This is a genomic window from Streptomyces sp. NBC_01210 (genome assembly GCF_036010325.1).
Lineage (GTDB): Bacteria > Actinomycetota > Actinomycetes > Streptomycetales > Streptomycetaceae > Streptomyces.
The window spans coordinates 9,056,379-9,076,647 of the sequence record NZ_CP108549.1 but is presented as its reverse complement, the minus strand read 5'-3'; the positions used below and the strand labels follow the sequence as shown (position 1 = coordinate 9,076,647).

Here is a 20,269-nt window from a genome sequence, read left to right as displayed (position 1 = left end):
CGCCGCCGCTACGCGGCGGAAGATCCGTAGCCGCTCCGCGGCTACGCCGACTGCTCCGCAGCCGGTTCCTTGACTCGCTCCGCGAGTCAAGGGTGTCGGGGTCGGCGGGGTGGAGTCCTGATCGCTCCGCGATCCGCCATCCACCCCGCCTTATGTAAGCGGTACGTGCCAACTTGGTTTGTAACTCAGGTTGATTGGGAAGCCGCCCGCTCCGCGGTCGGCTTCAAGCTGGCTGCGGACCTCCGGCGCTTCGCCTTTCCTCTGCGGCACTCAGTGTGGTGCCTCCTGGTGCTTCAATGGAAGCAGAAAACTATGTAAGTTTCTGTGATGTTGGCCCTCCCCCGTCTCCTCGGTCGGGACGATATGTCTAACGGTCTGTTCGAAAGTCCGCCACACCGCCAGCCTCACAGGGCTGGCTTTCAGGAGGAATTGATTGAGTATCAGGCCTGTGGGATCCGTGCTTGGCGGGTTCCGGCATGCCTCACGTCGGGCGTGCCTCGTCAGATGGACGCGGCCCGAGCCGGGGCACAACACGTCACCAGCATGCCTGCCGCGCGGCCAACGAGTTGCTCGCGATCATGCACGCGCGAGGAGATAGCCTCGAATGAATCGTCGTCCAACACCGAACGCGCATACGCGAGATGGACCAGTTGCCGCGCCAACTCCAGCGTGAGGTCAGCCCTTTGGAGGCCGCATGCCTCGCTATCTCGATCCCGAGGCCGCCAAGGCGAACATGATCGCCAAGAGGGTTTGGCCGATCTCCGTGTGGCCCGGGAGCGGCGAGCGGTGGCTGAGTGTCTGTATGGACTGCGGTGAATTCGTCGATCCGATCTACCGCAATGTGATGCGGCCGAACAGCGGCGGTTGCAGGCCGTGCGGCCGTGCTCGAGGGGCTGCCCTGCGTAAGGTTCCGGAAAATCAGGCCGCGGCTGAGATGCGAGCCGCCGGGGTGGAGCCGCTGGAGGCATATCCGGGGGTGGACGCTCCTTGGCTCAGCCGGTGTTTGAGCGCGCTGTGTCCTGGGCTGTGGGAGGGCGATCCGGCCGATATCCGGCCGCGTCTGTCGGACGCACGCCTGAGCAGGGTGTCAGCGTGCAAGTACTGTGCCCGGGTTGCTGTACGGCCCGAACGTGCGGTGTTTGAGATGATCCAGCGCGGCGTGGAGCCCCAGGAGCCGTACAAGGCGGCCGGCAGGCCTTGGCCCTGTGTCTGCCTGAAGTGCGGGGCGGACGACATCGCCCCCAGCTACGCCAACGTCGTCCTCACCGGACAGGGAGGGTGCCAGCGTTGCGGTGGGAGGATGCGCGTACCCGAGGAGCAGGCCGTGAGCGAGCTCCTCGCCGCCGGTGCCCAGCCCTTTGAGCCGTACCCGGGGGTCAACGAGCGCTGGCGCAGCCGGTGCCTGGCTCCCGAGTGCCCTGGGCCGCCAGAGCGGATCATCTATCCGCGGCTCGGATGGGTCCGGCGCGGTGCCCAGGCGTGCAAGTGGTGCGCCGGTGTCGTCATCGCTGGCGATGAGGCGCACGGCATCATGGTGGCAGCGGGTCTGGAGCCACTGGAGCCGTATCCGGGAGTGCGCGAGCGCTGGAAGTGCCGATGCGTGAACCAGGTGTGCGGGGCAGAGGTGTTTCCCACCCTGGGCAGTGTGAACAGCCGTGGCACGGGTTGTTCCGAGTGCGCCGAATACGGATTCAAGCGTGACCGGCCCGCCCTCGTGTATCTACTGCACCACCAGGGCCTGCAGGCAGCGAAGGTCGGGATCTGCAACCTGAGGACCGGTCGGATCGAGAAGCACCGCGGCCGGGGTTGGCAGCTGTACAACACTTTGTCCTTCACGCGTGGCCGTGACGCCGAGCGGCTGGAGCGGGAGATCCTCGCCGAGTGGCGGGCTCAGGACTGGAAGCCTGTGCGCAACGCAGGCCACGCTTACGACGGCTGGACCGAGACAACTGCTCTCGGTGGTGACATCTGTGTGGCGACGTTGTGGGACGGCGTGTTGGAGTTGCGCAGCCTGCTGGAGCTGGAACCCCGTGGTGCTCGGTGACGGGCAGCAGTCCGTCGGCCTGATCAGAACGATCAACGTTCGCCGGCCTCTACCGGTTGCGGAGGGCCCACCGCGCGGTGGGAGTTGTGGTGGTTCGCTGTCCGGCGGGTGGTGTCGGCGTATTCGTTGAAGTGCTCAACTCGGGCGGAGCAGCCGCTTGCTCGGGTGCGAGCGCCGTTGCCGCGCCGTGGCCAGCGTCGAGTCTCGCTCTGGTCCCGAACTACGTTGGGGGCACGGACGCTTGTGCGATGTGGCCGGGTCAGAGGCGACTCCGCATAGTCGCGTCTGACTGAGGCCGGGCCCGCTTAACCGGACTCGCGAAAAGTCCAGTCTGCCTGGAGGATCTCCGCCATCAAGTGGTTCTGCTCGTCGGTGAGTTGACTGGCATTCCGCTTGGAACGTGCCTTGCTGAGCCACGGTCCGATCATGATCCGTTCTCCGTCGACCTCGACCCATTCCCGGGAGCCGGGCGGTCGGTTCCAGCGCTCGACGAAGACCCGGAGGATCTGTGCGGTCTGCTCGAAGGAACGACGGGGCCGCCTTGCTGCGGGTGAGCTCATCTGCTGTGCACGTGTCAGGGGAGCGGCGGCCGGGGTCAGTTCCAGGCGAGTAAGGAGGTCGCGTTGTCCGGGGGTGAGCTGGTTCCAGGTGGAGAACTGGCGGTGCAGCCAGCTTCCCGCCTTTACCTCGTCGATCACCGTGTCGCGGCGCAGCGTGGTCGGGCTGTGGCCGGCTTCGATGTGGCGTCGTAGGAGGTGGTATTTGCGGTGCCAGTCAGGGCCGTACGGGAGGGTCCAGTGGGGGTCGATGGTGGCGAGCTGGGCGTGGCGGTCGGGGTGGAGGCGATTGTTGCGGGCGAGGGCTCGTTGGCTGACGAGGAATTGGCCGCCGGGTTGGTGGAGGGGGATGGCGAGGTGGCCGTGCTCGGTGTGGAAGGCGGTGACGGTGGTGAGGTGGCCCTTCCAGGAGGCTTCGTGGTCGTCCCAGATCATGCCGAGCGCGTCGAGTTCGGCAATCCAGTCCTCGGTGACAATGCCTTGTCTGCGGGCGGTGCGCTGGCCGGCGATGAAGGTGCCGAGTCGGTAGCCGTAGGCGTCTTCGTAGTCGGTGGGGACGCGTAGGTGGTGGTGTTCGGTGTGGAAGCGGGTCGCGGCCGCCAGGCCTGCCCTGCGTGGGGCGGAGAGGATTGCGTTGTCGGCGGGCCAGGCGATCAGGTCCATGGCCTGGGCGATGCTGTCGGGGTTGAGGGTGAAGTCGAAGCGGAAGCGGCGGGCCAGGAGGGTGCGGGTGCCCTGCTCGAGGCGGTGTTTGGCGGTGGTGCGGGGGGCCCGGGCGGCGATGGTCTGGTCGTGGTGGCGCAGGGCGGCGGTGACGAGCCAGAGGGCCTCGTAGGGTGTGCCGAGGAGGTCGGTGGGATCGGCGCCGTGGGGGATGTAGGCGGGGATGACGAGGCTGGCGGTCTTCGTGGTCTGGGTGGGGGGTTTGCGCAGGGCGCGGCCCAGCGCCTGGACGATGCGGCGGACGCTGGCAGTGCGGTCGGCGAAGACGACCGCGTCGACGGCCGGCAGGTCGATCCCCTCCCCCAGCACTTGGGAGTTGGTCAGCACGGCGCGGTCGGCGGTGGCGAAGTCGGTGAGGATGTCGTGGCGCTGGCCGGGGGTGTGGGTGCCGTTGATCGACTGGACCACCAGGTCGCTCGCCCAGACGGGGCGTTGGTCCTCGGCGAGGGTGCGCAGGGTGTGGGGGAACTGGCGGGCGAAGTCGGTGGCGTCGGCGACCTGTTGGAAGTACACGATCACGTGGTGGAGGTCGTGTTCGGTCATCGCTTTGAGGACGGCCAGGTGCAGCGCGGTGGTGCGGCGCACGGTCGGGCCAAAGCCGGAGTGCGCCTCGGGGGTGGTCAGTACGGTGCGCAGCTGGGTGTCGGTGATCGTGGGGACGACCAGTTGGTAGTCGGCGAGAACTCCGTCTTCGATGGCGTCCGCGTGGCTGTAGGTGTGCAGGCGGGGGCCGAAGGTTTTGACATCTGCCATGGAGGCGACGAGGGCCGGGGTGTCCCAGGCGGGGGCGGTCGCGGCGGTACGTCTGGGCTGGGGGTGGGTGGTGGGTGCTTCGGTTAGGCGGGGCGGGTCCCATTCGTAGGGGGTGGCGGTCAGGTAGAGCCGGCGGTCGGCCCGGATGCGGGTGTGGTCATGCAGGACGGTCCAGTCCTTGTCCCAGCTTCCTGCGGTGCGGTGCGCCTCATCCACGATCAGCAGGTCGAAGGTTGGCACAGGAGCGGGGGTGTGCTGGGTCTGTTCGATCTTCGGGAGGGAGTCGAGCGTGACGAAGACGGTGGCGTGCTCGTGCCGGGCCAGCCAAGTCGCCAGGAACTCCGGGTTGTTGGTGCTGTGGACAGCGGCTCCGGCCAGGACGGGGTGCCTGCCCGCGGCCAGGGACGAGATGGCCATCATCACTTCCCGGCGTCCGTCGTTGCGGGCCGTCTGGGCCCACTGGGAGATGAGGTCCAGGCTCGGCACGGCGATGAGCAGGTGCCGGGCATCAAGGGCCTCGGCGGTCCGCAGCGCGGTGAGTGTCTTGCCGGTGCCGCAGGCCGAGACCGCGTGTCCGCGGGTCCGCGCGCGTGCGAGGTGGCGTGCCGCGCTGTCGACCGCCCGTTGTTGGTCCGGGCGCAGTGAGAGCCGGGCAGGGCGGGCTTGGGAGGCAGTGACAGCCGAGATTTCGGCGAGGGGCTCGTCGGGGGAAGACATGGGGCAGGGTCCTCAGTGCGCGAGGGAACGGCGGCCGGCGAGATCCATCGTGTCGTTTGTCCTTCGCTGAATGGCGTTGCGGAGGCCCGTGGCGGCGGGCGTGGGTCGTGTCGTGCAACGTTAGGGGATGTCGTGGGGCTGGTCTGGAGGCTAGGCGAACAAGGCTTCCACCAGGACTGCTTGGAGCGTTCCTTCTACTAGGGCGGCCGTGATTTCAGCTGCGGAGGGGTCCCCGGTGAGGCCGGTGCACAGGACCGCGCAGGACTCTTTTTGAACCATCTTCCACATCGCGTCGGACAGAACGGTGGCTGGGACACGGATGGTCGGCGTCTCTTCAAGGGTGGGGCCCTCGTAGTAGATGCCCCTGAAGGTGCGGTCCCGAGTGGCGAAGACTGCCTTCCATTTCTGGTGGGCCTCAGGGATGACGTCTCCCTGCCAGGGCGGCCAGGTGAAGCGGCTTCGATCGACGTCGGTCTCGTCCGGGTGGGGGGAGGCCGGGTCGGTGACGGTGCTCAATACGATCACGATCACGTCGGTGCCCAGAGTGAATTCGTTGACGAGTTCGGTCAGGCGGTTGACCTGTACCTGTGAGGTGGGGAGCGTGACGTGGGTGAGGCCGATGTTGAAGGCAGGCAGCCGGCCGGGTGAGTGGGGCGGTGTCGTCATGATGCCGGAGTACTCCTGTGGTCTGCTGGTGCGCACGGCGGTTCAGGTTGTGCTGTGCCGGTGGCGTGAGGTCCAGCGCATGTCGAGGGCTTCCAGGGCGTCCAGTTGTTCCCGGGAGAGGGTTTGCGGGGCGCGCCGTTTCTCGGCGAGCCACCTCCCCAAGCCGAATTCGGGGCCGTCTTCGCAGGTGTAGTTGCAGGGAACGTCCAGGTGATGGTGACGGCGGCGGTATGTGTAGGCGGCCTGCAGTCCTCGGGCGAAGGCCCGTTGTGAGGCGCTACGGGGGTGGCGCAGCAGGAGGGCCAGGGGGTGCTCGATGGGGAGGTCGCCCAGGAGGTGGTGCTGGTAGGTCTCGAGTCCGGTGAGGTTGTCGATCTGGTTGGCCAGCCACTGGGTGAGCAGTGGGACAGTGCCGGTGAGTTGGTGCGGGCCGGGGAAGATCAGGGTGTTGTCGCGCGCGGCGGCGTGGGCGTGGGCGTAGGTGCGTTTCCATTCGGCTTTGCCTTTGGCGTTCCACCAGGGGTAGATCTCGTTCAGGGCCCTTTGGTAGCAGTGGGGCAGGCGGCGGGTGGTGGCTTCTTTTCGGCGTTCAGCGAGCCAGCGGCCCAGGTGTAGGCCTTGGTGGTGTTCGGCCCACCGGGGTGCGAGGTGTCCGTGGTGGGTGACGTAGTCGCGGGCGATGAGGAGTTTGCGTTCGATGCTGTGCGGGGGGTGTTCCCAGATCATGCCGAGCGTGTCCAGCGCCTCGATGCGTTCAGGCAGGAGCAGGCCGTTCTTGCGCATGGAGCGCTGCACACCGGTCCACCAGCCGAGGTGGAAACGGCCGTGGAGGTAGAGGCTGGGGACATCGAGGTGACCGTGTTGGGTGTGGAAGTCGGTGGCGACTTCGAAGGCGGCTTCCCATACGCGGTTGGGGGCCATGACGTCGTTCAGGTCGAGGACGGGGATGATCTCGTCGGCGCGTTCCGGGGGCGGGGCGAGCTGAGGGGTGGCGGTGGGGTCGGTCGGGTACCGGAAGTGGTCGACGAGGTGGAAGGTGTGCTCGTCGTAGACGTCGAGGTCGATGAGGACCCGGTAGATCAGGTGGAAGGCGGTCTTCTTGACGGCCTCTGCGAGGGTTTCGCCGGGGGCCATGTAGATGGGGATGACGATGGTGGAGATCTTGCCGTCGCCGGGGGTCTGGCGCAGGGCGCGTCCGATGGACTGGATGATGTCGATGGTGCTGGTCTTGGGGTGGGCGAAGAGCAGGGAGTCGATGGCGGGGATGTCGACGCCTTCGGCGCAGCAGCGGCAGTTGGTGAGGACGGCCCGGCGGGGCGGCTGCTGTGAGGTGGGGGTGTTGAGGGGGGTGTCGGCGAAGGCGGTGTAGTTCTTGTGGCGTTCGAAGGGGGTCTGTCTGGAGCTGACGGTGCCGACCTGCAGGGGGGTGCGGTAGGCCGGGGGCATGAGGGCTGCGGTCTCGTGGAGTGTGTCGGCGCAGACTTCCGCCGCGTCGATGCAGGGGTGGAAGGTCAGGGTGCGGCGCAGGTCGTAGCGGTGCTGTGCGACCAGCAGGGCGACTTGGGCGGCTGCGGCACGCAGTGCTTCGCCGCTCCAGGTGTTTGCGGGGAGCCGGTTCAGGAGGCCGCGTAGGTCTTCGTTTCTGATGACGACGCCGGCGATGCGGTAGTCGGCGAGGAGTCCTTCGTCGATCGCTTCTCTCAGGGAGATGCGGTAGACGACGGGCCCGTAGATGCTCACGTCGTCCATGGAGGCGATGACGGTGTCGGAGCTGATGCCCTGGGCGCGGGCTTTCTTCTCGTCGAGGATGCGGGGTGTGGCGGTCATGTAGAGGCGGTGGCGGGCGGGGAGTTTGTCGTCGTGGTGGACGCGGGCCCACGGTTTGTTGTAGTCACCGGCGGTGCGGTGTGCTTCGTCGGCGACCACGACGTCCCAGCGGGGCAGGTGGAAGTCGTGGTGGGCTTCGACGACCTTGTCGAGGGAGTCGTAGGTGCAGAACACGTTGAGCGGTCCGTGGGTGTCGGCTGCCTGCCCGGCCAGTTCGTCGCCGGTATGGATCATGGTGAGGACGCCAACCAGGTACGGGTCTGCCGGGTGGTCTGAGGAACAGACTCCGAGGTAGCGTCCGGGGCGTCCTTCGCGGTGCCATGCCTTTGCGGTCTGCTCGAGCAGTCGCAGTGAGGGTACGAGGACCAGGGAGACGCCTTCGGGCGCGGTTTCCTGGACGACGTGCAGGGCTACCAGAGTCTTTCCGGTGCCGGTGGCCATGAAGACGGTGGCGCGGCGGTAGCCCTCGATGAAGCTGCTCACGCAGGCGTCCGCGGCGCACTGCTGGCGTCCGCGCAGACGGGTCTTCAGGCGCCGGGCAGAGGCAGGGGCGGTCGAGTCCGGGCGGATGCGCGTCGTCGGGGCCATGGTCCTCCCTGGTGATGGCGTGCGCGTGCACCTGGTTTCCAGGGTGGAAGGGGTGTGCGGTGCTGCGGCAGGACGTTCGCCTGGGTTCGCCCGAACGAGTGCTGGCGCTCTTGACCGCCTGCTGCCGGGCCGGTCACGGTGCCCGCGGTGGCAGTTTCGGCGGAAGGACAGCTGTGCTGAACGATCCCGGCCTGTACGGGCCTCGCAGGGCGCTGCCGCTGCGCGTGGGGCCGGTGGCGGGTGAGTCGACAGGGTCGTTCGTGAACCGGCTCGCACACGCCAACGGTCTGAGCCTGGCTGATTTTCTCGACCGGGTCGGACAGGGCGACGCATCCGTGGACCCGCCGCGGGTGGAGAAGTACCCGCAGTGCACCGAGATGTACGTGAACGAGGCGGGGCTGCTCTATCTGTCTGTCCTGGCTGACCGGTCGCCTGGTCTTCTGCAGCAGGATCTGCCCAGTCTGGGCGCAGAGCGGCTGCTGGCGGGCGAGAAGGAGGAAGCGGCGGAGTGGAAGTGGCCCTGGGAGCCGCTGGCGGGGCATCTCGTGCGGCACTGCGCGCTGTGCGGTGATGAGCTAGGTGTCGGCGAGCCGGTGTGGCTGATGTCGCCGGACAGTTGGCAGGTGTGCCTGCGGCACGGTTACTGGTCGGACGACTCCCGCGGCCGTGGTCCGGACTTCGTTCAGCTGGCCGAACTGCCCGAGACGCTGACGGCGCACCGCGTGCGGCAGCAGTTGGCCGCACGCTGGGGGCCGGCCGGTGAGGAGTTGTTCGCCGATGCCTTCCAGGTCGCGGTGTACTGGTGGACGCGGATGCCGGACACCGTGTGCTGGGTGCAGCGGGCCTGGACGGCTGGGCTGGGCGCGCGGGAGATGCGGGCGGCCCCGCTGGTGATCTACCCGGAGGCGGCGCAGCTCGCAGGCGCCATGCTGGACTTCGAACGGGCGGGGCAGCGGGATGCGGCGGGCCGGGCCCGGTGGCTCGCGGACGTGGAGCAGTTGATGGTCCGGTGGGGGGTGGACCTGGCTGAAGGGCGTCAGGCGCTGCTGGTATGGCTGGGGCGCCACCGTATGGGAGTGCCCGCTGCGTCCCGTCCGGCCGACCAGTGTCGCCTGATGCTGGCGTCGGGGCACGACCGGATCGCGTCCCGGACCGGTTCGGTGCGCCAGCGCTCGTGCCTGACCTGGCAGTTGGGCATGACGGCTGCCGACATGTAGGCCTCATACGGGTGGGGGGCTCCGAACCGTACGGTTCGGAGCCCCCCACCCTGCAGTAGCGGGGACAGGATTTGAACCTGCGACCTCTGGGTTATGAGCCCAGCGAGCTACCGAGCTGCTCCACCCCGCGCCGGTTCGCACCACCGTACGCCATGCCGGCAGACGCTGGAGACCATTGCCTTGCGGGGGTCGGTCTCTACGCGGCGAAGCCGATGTTTTTGACGTACTCGTACTGGCCCCACTGGGAGCCGAGGTCGGGCAGGACATCGGCGGTCCAGGCGTCGTCCAGGCCCTGGTGGTCGCCGGCCGCCCAGGATCCGACGATCTTGTCCCAGCGGCGCACGTTCATCGTCCGGTGTGCGACCACGCGCTGGAGCGGGCGGGCCACGCCGGACTGGTCGAGGGGGTGGATCTCCACGCGGGTGCCTCGGCCCTCGCGGTTGAGGCGGGCGGTGAGGTGGCGGGCGACGTTGCGGCGCCGCACCGCCCTGTAGGCGGCGTCGATGCGTTTCAGGTTGGCCTTCGACGGACGGCGTTTGTCCTCCAGCCATGCCTTCAGCGTCCGGTCGCTCACGGTCAGTCCGGCGTCTTTGGCGGCCTGCCAGGTCCTGCCCGAAGTCGTCAGGTAGTGCAGGCGTGCCATCAGGCCCCGCTTGGCGGTCACTGGGGTGGCGATGTGGCCGGCGAGCCGGTCGAGCTGGCGGGCGACGGCGTCGCTGCCCCTGATGCCCCGGGCTCCGAACTTCCCGAACTCGATGTTCTTCTCCGGCATTTACTGCTCCTGCCCCGTGCCGGCGTCGGTGCCGGTTCCTGCGGTGTATGTGTCCTTGACCTTGACCTCGGTAACCGAGCGGCCTTCGGGGAAGACACGGCGCCAGTCTCCGATGACGTGGAGTTCGTCGGTGCCCATCGCCCGTACGACAGCCAGTCCCCCGTCGTGGGCCTTGAGCGCCTTCATCCAGAGGTTGGCGAAGGCCTGGGAGCGGATGATGTGCATCCAGTCCGGGCGGTAGAGCTCCCGGTTGTAGTTCGACTCCCCCATCGTGGACACGAACTTGGAGTACATCGCCTTCACGTACTCCAGCGTCAGCTCGTCGCCGTCTGCGATCGCGGTGTCGCGGGCGTCCTTGAGGGCGATCCGGAACTTCTCCAGGAGGTTCTCGGTGGCGCCCGAGGTGTACGACTCGTGGATCTCGGGCGGCTCACACAGGCCATGCTTCGGACCGGACAGGCGCAGCAGCAGGCGCAGGGTCGGTTCGGTGACCCACAGGGGTCCTGGTTCGTCGCGCTGGCCGATCGGGTTGGGCAGCACCGCGTCGTGCTCCCAGGCGGGCGGGGTGATCAGGTGGACTCCGGCGCGGCGCCGGTCGTGTGCGAAGCCCGTGGAGTGTTCCAGCTGGCCGAGCGGGAGGTGGGTCTTGAGTGCGCTCAAATAGGCGCCGTTGATGTCGAGCGCGGTGACCTCGTGCTTCCCGGGCGGCAGTTCGGGCCGCGTCCACTTGGGGCGGGCCTCCCAGATCTGGTCGGCGCCCTTGGAGGTCTGCTTCTTGAGGATGTCGGGGATCCAGGGGTGGGCGATCACGTCGTAACGGGCGCCCTTGCGGGTCTCGTCCAGCAGACGCATCGCGTCCGGGATGGCCCGCTTCAGCAACGCGGTGCTCACGGCTTCGACATCGCCCTGGTGCTCGGCGAGCGCGGCGTGCACCGCTTCGGGGATCAAGTCGGCCGGCCCGGACGGCTCCTGGAACGCCCGCCCGCGCGGGGCCGCACCTTTCCCGTCGGCCGGGCAGGGCGCGGTGGGCGGATGCTTCGGGGTTTCGGCGGGGGTCGCCTGGCAGTCGGAGGGGTCCAGGTGCTGAGCGAACCCCGCCACGCGTTGTTCGGCGGGACGGCCGCAGAGCACACACGGCTCGGGCACGGCGAGCAGCTCCACCTCGTCCTCGTCCTGGCCGACTTCCGGCGAAGACGTAGAGGTGACGGCCACCGCAGCAGCGCCTGACGCCACGGGCTGCTCCTCAGTCGGCATCGCCGTGGTCTCGGTATCGGTGTTGAGCTTGGTGCTCAGCCCTTCCAGTAGGTACGCGTACTTGGCGCGGGTGTCGCCGGCCGGGTCCCGGCCACTCTCCCAGCCGCCGACCGTGGACGGGCTCACCCCCAGCGCACGGGCAACCTGCGCTTTGGACAGCCCTGCCCGCTCCCGCAGGCCGCGGCGGAGCTCGGGGGCCGGGAGTTCGGCCTGCGGGCCGATGGAGGCGAGCAGCGAATCGATCGCGTCGTAGTCGCTCACCGGCCGGCTCCCTTCGCCTCGGTCCGGGTGCTGCGGCGCCGGCCGATCGCGTCGTAGTCGCTCACCGGCCGGCTCCCTTCGCCTCGGTCCGGGTGCTGCGGCGCCGGCCGGCCGGCAGTGCCTCGCACGCCCTGGTCGGCCCGGACAGCAGATCCAGTGCGGCGACGCCGTAGTGCCCGGCCAGCGTGTCGACGTCGCGCAGGGTCCATGAAGTGGCACCTGACTGCCGACGTGAGATCTGCGTCTGCGTCAGTCCGAGCGCCCCGGCCACCGACCTCTGTGACTCGCCTGTCGCCTGCATCAGTGCGGCCACCGTCAGCCGCAACGACTCCTCCAGTCCCATACCTCCGACTCTATCAGATTCAATGCGGAAAACGCATCAAAATAAGCATTCCATGCATGTTTTTGCAGATATTAATTATCTGAAACTCGCCGCTCATGGCGGAGCCTGATGTCGCCAGTGGCCGCCGCGCACCTACCGCCCGGGCCGGAGCCCGGATGACTCCATCGGCACAACAGGGACGCCGCGGGCCGGACATCACTTCATCCCTTTGGTCGCGCTCCGACCGGGTGGCCCACCGGGGAAATTTTGTCCTTTTTGTCAGTGGCGGCTGCTCCACTGACTCCATGGCAGAAGAGACGAAGGCATTCCCCCACAGCCCGGGCTGTGATCAGGAGGACGGTCTCGACACGATGGTCCAGGCCCTGCTGGACCGGGAGGAGCGGCGGTTGCTGGGCTCGGTTCCGGCCGCCTGCGACGGAGTCGACGAGTGGCGCGCGCTGGTGGCCGAGCCGGGATTCGTCCGGCGCAGTTCGGTCCTCGCGCGCGGGGCGCCGTTGCACCGCATCGACCAGCGCACCGCGTGGCAGCGGTTCCCCCGGGGTCTCTACGACCCCCGCACTCTCGCCCTGGCCGCGCTGGAAGCGGTGGTCAGCCAGCAGGAGATGGAGGCGGAAGCGACAACGGAGGAGGTGGTTCAGTTCCTCGCCTCCCTGGCGGCATCGGCGGCGCCCGGGCGGGATGCCTCGGAGCACCTGGCGGTGGCCCGATTCGTCCTGCGTGAGCTGCTCAACGACGCGCAGGACGGCGAGGATTTCGACGTCTCCTACAGCGACTACCGCGAAGGGCACAGCAGGGTGACCTTGTCCCTGCGGCTGCTGGAGGAAGGATTCGGGCGGCGTGACCAGGCCGTACTGCGAGCCACGACCCCTGCCATCAACCTCCTGCTGTCCGGCCTGGAACACGATCTGGAGGACGTGCAGGCAGCGAAGGACCTGATGCTGCGCCGCCAGGTGAGCACCCGCCGCTGGGGACGTGCCGAGGAGAGCGCGGCGGAGAGCCTGAAGCTCTCCCTCATGTACTGCGAACGGGTACGGGCGGTGTTGGCGGAGACCGAGCGCGATGTGCGGGCCGTGGACTGGGGACAGGACGTCCCGGAGCTGCTCAGGGCGTCCCGCGCACACCTTCGTGAACGTCACCGGGTGGAGCGCGACCTGATGGAGTGGATGCGTGAGGTCCGCAACGATGTGGACGACGCGGAGGTACGGCGCACCTGCGAGCGGATCCTGCGCTTGCTGGGGCGGGCCCATCTGCGGCACACCCAGCTTCTGGAGAAGGTCATCGACGCCCGTCCGGCGTTCTTGCGTTCCCAGGCCGAGCAGCGTTTCAGGCCTCCCCCGCGCCTTGCGCTGGTGGGGATGCAGGAGGACGTGCTGGAGCCGCTGCTGTGCCTGGGCGCCGACGACGCCGAGGCGGTCGCGAGCATTTTCGCGGATGCGGCCGGCGGACCGGTGGTCGCGCACGTCCCGCGGCTGCGGGACTGGTGGGCCTCGCTGCTGGCTCCGGCCCGCGAGGTGCGGGAGGCGTTCGCGGACGAGGAGATCGAACTGATCGCCGACGACCCCGGTGATCACGGTCTCTTCAGCGATGAGGACGTCGCCGCCGCCCGCGCCCTGCTCACGCAGGCCCTGCGCACGCCGGTGCGGCTGTCCCGGCTGCTGGAGCAGGCGCTGGCGCACGGTCTGCAGGCCGCTGACCTCCTGGCCGTCTGCGTTCTGCGGGCCTTCGCGCCGGATCCGGAGGACGAGCAGGAGGAAGGGACGGCGGACGAGTTGGCCGACCTGCTGGAGGACCATCTGGTGGTCCTCGACGACGGCGCCGTGTTCGATCTCGGAACGCTCGCCGGCAGCGACCTGCTGCTCGTCCCCGCCCAGTCGCTGATCCCCGATCCCGCCTGTTCCGAGGACGACCTGGAGGTTCTGGTATGACCACTTCCGCGGCCATCTACTCTCCGGCCGACCTGGCCGACGCCTCCGCCCTGGTGTGCTTCGGCTGCCAGCCGCGTCTGCGCCCCCTGGGCGTTCCCCGCTACCGGGACATGCTGCAGCGCTACCGAATGGACGGCCCGTTCCGCGACGCGGCGGACGCCGCCGCCGACGGCCTGGACCTGGACGTGATCGAGGCCCACCAGACCGAAGGGCTGATCCTGCATCCCCGAGAGGGGTCCTGGCTGTCCTACCGCCTCAAGGACCATCCCAAGCTCGGGGTCAAGGACCGCCTCGTCCTGGGACTCGCGCACGTGGCGATCGCGGCCCGCGTCTACCCCACTCCTGCGGACTTGGAGGAGCAGGGTGTCAAACGGATCTCACTGGCCGAGGTCGACGACTTCCTTCGCCGGCTCACCGACCGGCTGCGTGAAGCATCCGTGGACGCGGACGGGCTGACCGTGGTGCACCCCGAACTCCAGGCCGCCTGGCGGGTGTACGCCAGACTTCCGTCGTCGCGCCTCACACCGGCGGGACGGCTGTCGGAGTCGAGCACCCGGCGGGTGATCAAGGAAGCGCTCGACTGGCTGGTGGAACAGGGGATGGCCTACCGCGCCAACGAGCTGGGCGTGGGCCACTACCGGCTCGCCCACCGCTTCCGCGTGCAGGTGCGCGAGGCCGCCGCCTCGGCGGCCTTCACCGTGCTGTGCGACCTGCGCCGTGCCCACCTGGTTGAGGAGGACTGAGGGATGCTCCAACTGCGACGCGTTCGTCTGGAGAACATCGGCCACCGCGCGGCCGGGTTCAAATCGCTGGTCCTGGACCTGACCGGCGGCCCCGGCGCGATCGACGGCCGGCCCATGCGGCCCGTGGACGTGATCCTGTGGCTGCGCAACGGAGGCGGCAAGTCCAGTCTGCTCTCCCTGTTCTTCAGCCTGCTTCTGCCCGCCAAGAGGGACTTCATCGGGGCACTCAAGGCCAAGTCGCTCGCCGAGTACATTCCCGGCGGGCAGGTCTCGCACGTGATCGCCGAATGGGGGGATTCCGAACGGCCCGCAGCCGGCGCGGTGCTGGTGACCGGCGGGGTCTACCAGTGGCGTGACGGACAGCGCCCGGCGGACCTGAGCAGCGGATGGGAGCGGCTGGAGCGCCGCTGGTACCTCCTGCGGCCGCAGCCCGGAGGGCTGGAGCTGGACTGCCTGCCCGTGCGTGCCGATGACCTCCAGCTCAGCATGAGCTCCTACGTGAAGGCCCTGGAGGCGGCGCACAAACTGGAGCGGCGGCTGCAACTGGTCGTCGCGGAGGAGCAGTACACCTGGGAGGAACAACTGGGCCATCACGGTCTGGACCCGCAGGTCTTCATGATCCAGAAGGCCATGAACCAGGAAGAGGGCGGGATCACCGAGCTGTTCAAGTTCCGCACGGCCGAGGAGTTCATCAACTTCCTCATCGACATGATCGTCGATGCCGCCGCGCCCACAGCGGCGCGGGCGGCGCTGTCCAAACACGCCGACAAACTGGCCGCCCGGCCCGCGCGGGAACTGGAGGAACGGTTCCTCGCCGAGGCCGTCCTGCGGCTGCGGCCGGTTCAGAAGGCCACGGCCGAAGCCGCCCTCGCCGAGCAGGCACTCGGCCAGCAGGTCCAGCTCGCCCGGCGCGCCGGCGAGCACATCCAGGCCCAGGCCGAACGCTGGGAGCAGGAGTCAGGCTCCCTGCGTGGACGTGCCGAGGCCGACGCGCGAGAGGCTCAGGAGGCCGACAACCGGGTCGAGGGCCGGCGCCACCGCGTGGCCGCGGTAGGCGAGGCAGCCGCACGGCTGCAAGTGAGTGACTGCGCGACTGAGCACGCCGGGCGCATCGAGGCGGCCGGCTCCGCCGAGCGGGAACATGCGGCGTGGCAGGCGGTTCCCCTGCTCATGGATCTGGCGGACCGGGAGGCCGAACGGCAACAGGTCAACCAGCTGCTGGGAGCTCTGCACAGCGAGCAGGCGCCGCAACGGGAGGCGGTGGAGCAGGCGGGCGCCGCCCTGTACGCGCGGCTCGAAGACGGACTCACCGCTCTCGCGGGCGAGGATGAACAGGCCCGCGCCGAACTCGAGACGGCTGGCGCCCAGGTCCAGGAGGCCGACCGGGAGTTCGAGGAGGCTGCGCGCGCGATCGGCCACGCGGACAGCCGTGCCGCCTCGGCCGAAGCACGCCTCGAAGAAGGACAGGCGGACATCATGGCCGCCCGCGCGAGCGGCGTGCTCGCAGGGCAGGAGGAACCGCATGCCGCCCTGGAACGCCTCACCCGCGAGGAAGATGCCTCCCTGGAACATGTGGAGCAGGCGCGGCGTCAGCGGGAGGCAGCAAGGGAACGGAGCGCCGGCATCGCGGCGGAACGCCTGTCGTGTGCCGGCCGGCTCAGTACCGCACGACAGCGGCACGACCACGTGTGGGAGCAATGGAACACGCTGGCGCGCGAACGCTGTGACCTGGCAGCCGAGCCACGCCTGGGAGAACTGGCGGGCACCGGCGACGGGCCAGGGAAACTGGACCTGGACGCGGTCGGCACCGACCTCGTCGCGATGCTCACCGACCAGGTCACGCACGCGGACACGGAACTGGCCGCCGAGCGTGCCCAGGCGTTGGACGACCAGCGGCTGCGCGACGCACTGGAGCGGGACGGGTTCTGTCCGCCGCCCCGCGAGGTCGAAGCGGCGGTGGCCGCCCTGCGGGATCGCGGTGCCAACGCCGTTTCGGGTATGCAGTTTTTGCGCGAGACCGTGCCCGCCCACCGGCACGACGAGGTCATCGTGGCCATCCCCCAGCTGATCGGCGGAGTGGTCATCTGCGGGCCGATGCCCGGTGGCGATCTGGTGGCTCTGGCCCGGCAGGCCAACGTCTCGCTGCCCACGGTGATCGCCGTGAGCAGCGACGACGAGGCCCGTGCTCTGCTCTTGCGGGAACCGGGAGACCTCGCCGTCCTGCCTGTCCGCCCGTCTGCCCTGGACCTCCAGGCGGGCGAGGAGGAACTGCGCCGCGTCACCGCGCGTTTGGACACGCTGGAGGAGCGTCTTAAGGCCGTTACCGCACGGCGCGAGGCCGATCACGCCCTCGCCGGGCGGCTGCGGGTATATCTGGAATCGTTCGGTCCCCGGGCGCGCGCCGCACTGGAGGAGTTGCTCAGCCAGCTCGACGACGAAGTGAACACGCTCACCGAACACACCAGCGCTCTGGCCCAGAAGGCAGAGGAAGCCGTAGAGAGCGGACGCCAGGCGGAACGACGGCTCGCTCAGCACACGGACGCGCTGATGGCGCTCACCCACTTGCTGCCCCAGGTCCGGGCCCTTGAGGCGACGGCCCGCGCCACGGTGCACTGGACGGCAGAAGGCCGGCTGGCCCGGACCGAGGCACGTGAACACCGCGCCGCCGCGAAGCAGTTGAAGAAACGGTGCATGAGTGCCGAAGGGCAGAGGCGGAGCGCGGAAGCAGCGCTTCGGCAGTGCCGGGAGCGTGCAGAGCGCTGGTCCGGCTGGGTGGAGGAGATCCGCCAGGAACTTTCGGACGAGGTCATCGGCCGGGCACGTCCGGCCACGGTGCCGGACGGGAGCCTGCAGGCGCTGCGCGAGCGCTGGGGCCAGGCCCGCCGGGACTGGCACGACGGCATCAGCGACACCACGCTGCAGCAGCGGCTCACCACCGCCCAGACAGCCATCGACACCCTCAACCAGGAGCTTTCCAGGGCCGGTTTTGCGGCACGCGCCCGCGCGGCAGAACTCGCCCGGCAGACCGAGGCAGCGGACGCCGACCGCCTCACCGACCGCATTGCCGCCGCAGCCGAGGCCCACAGGAACGCCGAACGGGCCGAGCATGAAGCGGATCTGCTCCACCGCCAGGCTCTGGCAGCCCACCAGAAGGCGGCGGAACAACTGGACGACCTTACTCCCGGCGCGGAGCGGGTCTCCTTCCCCAGCGTCCAAGCCGCTCAGGAAGAACTGCAAGCAGAGGAGCAACGTCTGGAGCAGGACCGTGCGCTGGCCCAGGTGCGGCGCCTGGACGCCGAGCGCACGCACCGCACCGCTGACCTCGCGGCCAGCCAGGCCGCACAGCTTCGGCAGTCGGCGCGCAGTCTCAGCGCGGCAACCGACCGCCAGCTTGGCCAGGACGGTGACGGCGGCGGCCCAGAACTGAGCGTGGACGCGCTGCTCCTCGAACAGCATGGCCTGTCCGCCGTGACCGCGCAGTCGCTGCAGCCGCAGGACGCCGAGCAGATCAAGGACAACATCACCCGCGACGTCTTCCAGGCCATCCGCGCCTACGAGAGTGCCAAGAATGCCCTGCGCAAGTACGTACAGCAGGTGGAACGGCTCGCCATGCAGCCGCAGTACGCAACCGTCGTCGACGGCCGGCTGCGCGAACGCCTGCAACAGGACCTCACCCTGCCCACCCGGCTGGCCGCCCTCCTGGAAGACATCGAGGAACGCGAACGACAGGTCGCCGGACTGCTCGCCGAGTCCGACGAGGACCAGGCCCGGGTCGTCGACGCCTGCGCGAGCACGGTCGAAGCCGTCCTCGACAGCGTCGAGGAAGTCTCACGCCACTCCCGGCTCCCCGGCAACCTCGGGAGCTGGTCCAACCAGCGGTTCCTTTCACTGGAACTGCGCCAACGCGCCCGCGGGGACGAACTCGCGCGCAGGCTGTCGGCCGAAGTCGACCGGCTCATCTCCGAGCTGCCGGCCAGCGCCACGGGCCGGGCCAGCGCCCTGCCCGAAGCGATGGCGCTGGCCAAGCGGCTGGTCCTGGCGGCGCTCGGCGGCCACGGCAACATCATCGCGAGAATCATCAAGCCGACGCAGAACCTGGACACCGTCGAACGCGAATCCGTCATCGAGATCCAGAAGTTCAGCGGCGGCGAGCTCCTGACCGTCTCCGTGCTTCTGTACTGCACGCTCGCCCGGATGCGTGCCGCCCAGCGCGACCGCCGCATCCCCGGCGGCGTGGGAACGCTCGTCCTGGACAACCCCTTCGGAAAAGCCAACTACGGGCCCTTCGTCGATCTGCAGCGTCGCGTCGCCGGCGCCCACGGCATCCAGCTCGTCTACACCACAGGCTCCAACGACCGCCCGGCCCTGGGCCGTTTCCCCCTCATCATCCGCATGCGCAATGGCGTGGACCTGCGCACGAAGCGCCGCTACGTCCAGATCTTCGAACGGTACGGCGACGCTGTCACGGACGGCGTCGCCCGCGCCCAGGACGACGGCATCGCCTCCGCCCGCCTCCTGCGCCGCAGTGTTCTCCCCCAGGAGAGCAGTCAGGACACCGAGGCTCCCGAGGAGGATGCCGGATGAGCGCCGCCGACCGCATGGCCGCCCATCTCGCCCAACAGCCCCGCCAGCGCGTCGACTTCGACGCGCTGGCGGGCGCCGCCGACACAGGGGACTCCAGCCTGGCCACCTCACCACGGCGCCGCCGCATCCTCGCCGATGCGGCCCAAGCCCTCCAAAGGCGTGGCCTGGCCCAACTGCCCAAAAGCAGCGCAGGCTGGGACTACAGCGCCCACCCGCCGCTGCCCCGGTGGGTCAAGCGATCACAGCCCGCCCGCTCACCCCGGCGCCGGCCGGCACCCCGGGCGTTCGTGGAACCACTGTCCTTCGCCAGCACCCTGAACCTGACCGCCGCCGACCACGCGCTCCTCGGCCCCGTCAACACCCTGCTGCGCGACGAGCCGGATGCCGAGATCGTTCCGCTCGCCGACCGCTCCTACCAGCTGTACGGCGACGAGAAACGCCTCAAGAACATCGATCGCCAGCATCTCGTGGCCAAAGGACTCCTCGACGTCACCGCGCACCTGAGGGCGCGGCCCACCCCCGCCCCGCTGGCCATGTTCGAACTCGGGCCCGCACCCTGGATGCTCATCGTGGAGAACACCGCCGCGTTCACCAGCCTGCGGGAGATCCTCAACGCGTGGCCCGACCGCGACCAGGTGGGCTGGCTCGGCTTCGGATCCGGCGACCACCTCGCCGCCTCCATCCCCACCGCCCTGACCTCCTTGCGTGAACGCGACCACCCCGTCGGCACCCTGCTGATGTACGCGGACCTCGACCTCGACGGCCTGCACTGCGCCCAGCAGACCAGCCACCGCGCACAGGCCGCCGGCCTTCCCCCGCTGCTGCCCGCCACCGGCCTCTACGAGGCGCTCCTCACCGGCCAACCGCGCTCCCACCCGCCCGCCGCCGCAGACGAAGCGCTCGCTGCGGCAGCCTGGCTCCCGCCTCATATCGCGCCGTCCGTCGCACAATTGCTGACCGACGGCCTGGTTCTGCGACAAGAAGCCCTCCCTCTGCCCCGTCTGCGCGCCCTGCTCACCCGGGACGCGCCCCTGCTGCCCCAGCTGCGCGACGGCGCCCCGCCAGGAGACCCCGTATACCCCGTCAGCCAAGGCCACGGTGAGCTCCACCCCGATGAGCCGGTGTAGAAGCCCAGCTGCACGACACCCAGAGCGTGCTGGCAGTGGTGAAGGCCAGGCCGATCAGCGAATCGCTGCGTCGTCCCTTGAGGCCGACCCGTTCCCGGGCCGGCCGCCGATGCCGACATCGTCACCGGCTCCATGACCGTCCGCACAACGCTCAACGGCCACGGACAG

12 protein-coding genes and 1 tRNA gene are annotated in these 20,269 nt (G+C 69.1%); 6 read left to right on the top strand and 7 right to left on the bottom strand.

Annotated elements, in window-relative coordinates; genetic code table 11:
* Positions 1-1,144 precede the first annotated feature (1,144 nt).
* Positions 1,145-2,044: a hypothetical protein gene (locus OG735_RS40995; protein ID WP_327321062.1), complete on the top strand. Its 900-nt coding sequence runs from the start codon at positions 1,145-1,147 to the stop codon at positions 2,042-2,044.
* A gap of 305 nt (positions 2,045-2,349) precedes the next feature.
* Here the strand turns inward: OG735_RS40995 and OG735_RS40990 are convergent, their stop codons facing one another.
* The 3 genes from OG735_RS40990 to OG735_RS40980 form a co-directional block, all read right to left on the bottom strand.
* Complete coding sequence (locus OG735_RS40990) at positions 2,350-4,794, bottom strand: DEAD/DEAH box helicase (protein ID WP_327321063.1); 2,445 nt, start codon at positions 4,792-4,794, stop codon at positions 2,350-2,352.
* 150 nt (positions 4,795-4,944) lie between these two features.
* Positions 4,945-5,460 (bottom strand): hypothetical protein, encoded by a 516-nt coding sequence (locus tag OG735_RS40985; RefSeq protein ID WP_327321064.1) that lies wholly within the window; start codon positions 5,458-5,460, stop codon positions 4,945-4,947.
* 42 nt (positions 5,461-5,502) lie between these two features.
* Positions 5,503-7,875 carry a Helicase associated domain protein gene (locus tag OG735_RS40980; protein WP_327321065.1) on the bottom strand — a complete coding sequence of 791 codons (2,373 nt, stop codon included), beginning with the start codon at positions 7,873-7,875 and terminating at the stop codon, positions 5,503-5,505.
* A gap of 173 nt (positions 7,876-8,048) precedes the next feature.
* Between OG735_RS40980 and OG735_RS40975 the strand changes: the two genes are divergently transcribed.
* Entirely contained in the window at positions 8,049-9,092 is a 1,044-nt protein-coding gene (locus tag OG735_RS40975) for a TniQ family protein (protein ID WP_327321066.1), read from the top strand.
* A gap of 56 nt (positions 9,093-9,148) precedes the next feature.
* Here OG735_RS40975 and OG735_RS40970 read toward each other — a convergent pair.
* The 4 genes from OG735_RS40970 to OG735_RS40955 form a co-directional block, all read right to left on the bottom strand.
* A tRNA-Met gene (locus OG735_RS40970) sits at positions 9,149-9,222 on the bottom strand.
* Between the two features lie 66 nt (positions 9,223-9,288).
* Positions 9,289-9,864: a transcriptional regulator gene (locus OG735_RS40965; RefSeq protein ID WP_327321067.1), complete on the bottom strand. Its 576-nt coding sequence runs from the start codon at positions 9,862-9,864 to the stop codon at positions 9,289-9,291.
* Positions 9,865-11,379 carry a helix-turn-helix domain-containing protein gene (locus OG735_RS40960; protein WP_327321068.1) on the bottom strand — a complete coding sequence of 505 codons (1,515 nt, stop codon included), beginning with the start codon at positions 11,377-11,379 and terminating at the stop codon, positions 9,865-9,867.
* Positions 11,380-11,440: 61 nt separating this feature from the next.
* Positions 11,441-11,722 carry a helix-turn-helix domain-containing protein gene (locus tag OG735_RS40955; protein ID WP_327321069.1) on the bottom strand — a complete coding sequence of 94 codons (282 nt, stop codon included), beginning with the start codon at positions 11,720-11,722 and terminating at the stop codon, positions 11,441-11,443.
* Between the two features lie 284 nt (positions 11,723-12,006).
* Between OG735_RS40955 and OG735_RS40950 the strand changes: the two genes are divergently transcribed.
* Genes OG735_RS40950 through OG735_RS40935 form a run of 4 tightly spaced genes read left to right on the top strand, consistent with a single transcriptional unit; the run spans position 12,007 to position 20,101 of the window.
* Complete coding sequence (locus tag OG735_RS40950) at positions 12,007-13,647, top strand: hypothetical protein (protein ID WP_327321070.1); 1,641 nt, start codon at positions 12,007-12,009, stop codon at positions 13,645-13,647.
* Positions 13,644-14,390, top strand: coding sequence for a hypothetical protein (locus tag OG735_RS40945; protein WP_327321071.1), 747 nt, complete (start codon positions 13,644-13,646; stop codon positions 14,388-14,390). Before OG735_RS40950 ends, OG735_RS40945 begins: the two co-directional genes overlap by 4 nt.
* Positions 14,391-14,393: 3 nt before the next feature.
* The gene (locus OG735_RS40940) at positions 14,394-18,974 is read left to right on the top strand and encodes a hypothetical protein (protein ID WP_327321072.1); all 4,581 of its coding nucleotides are present in this window, start codon (positions 14,394-14,396) and stop codon (positions 18,972-18,974) included.
* Complete coding sequence (locus OG735_RS40935; RefSeq protein ID WP_327321073.1) at positions 18,971-20,101, top strand: hypothetical protein; 1,131 nt, start codon at positions 18,971-18,973, stop codon at positions 20,099-20,101. The genes OG735_RS40940 and OG735_RS40935 overlap by 4 nt, the downstream gene beginning before the upstream one ends.
* The last annotated feature ends 168 nt before the right edge of the window (positions 20,102-20,269 follow it).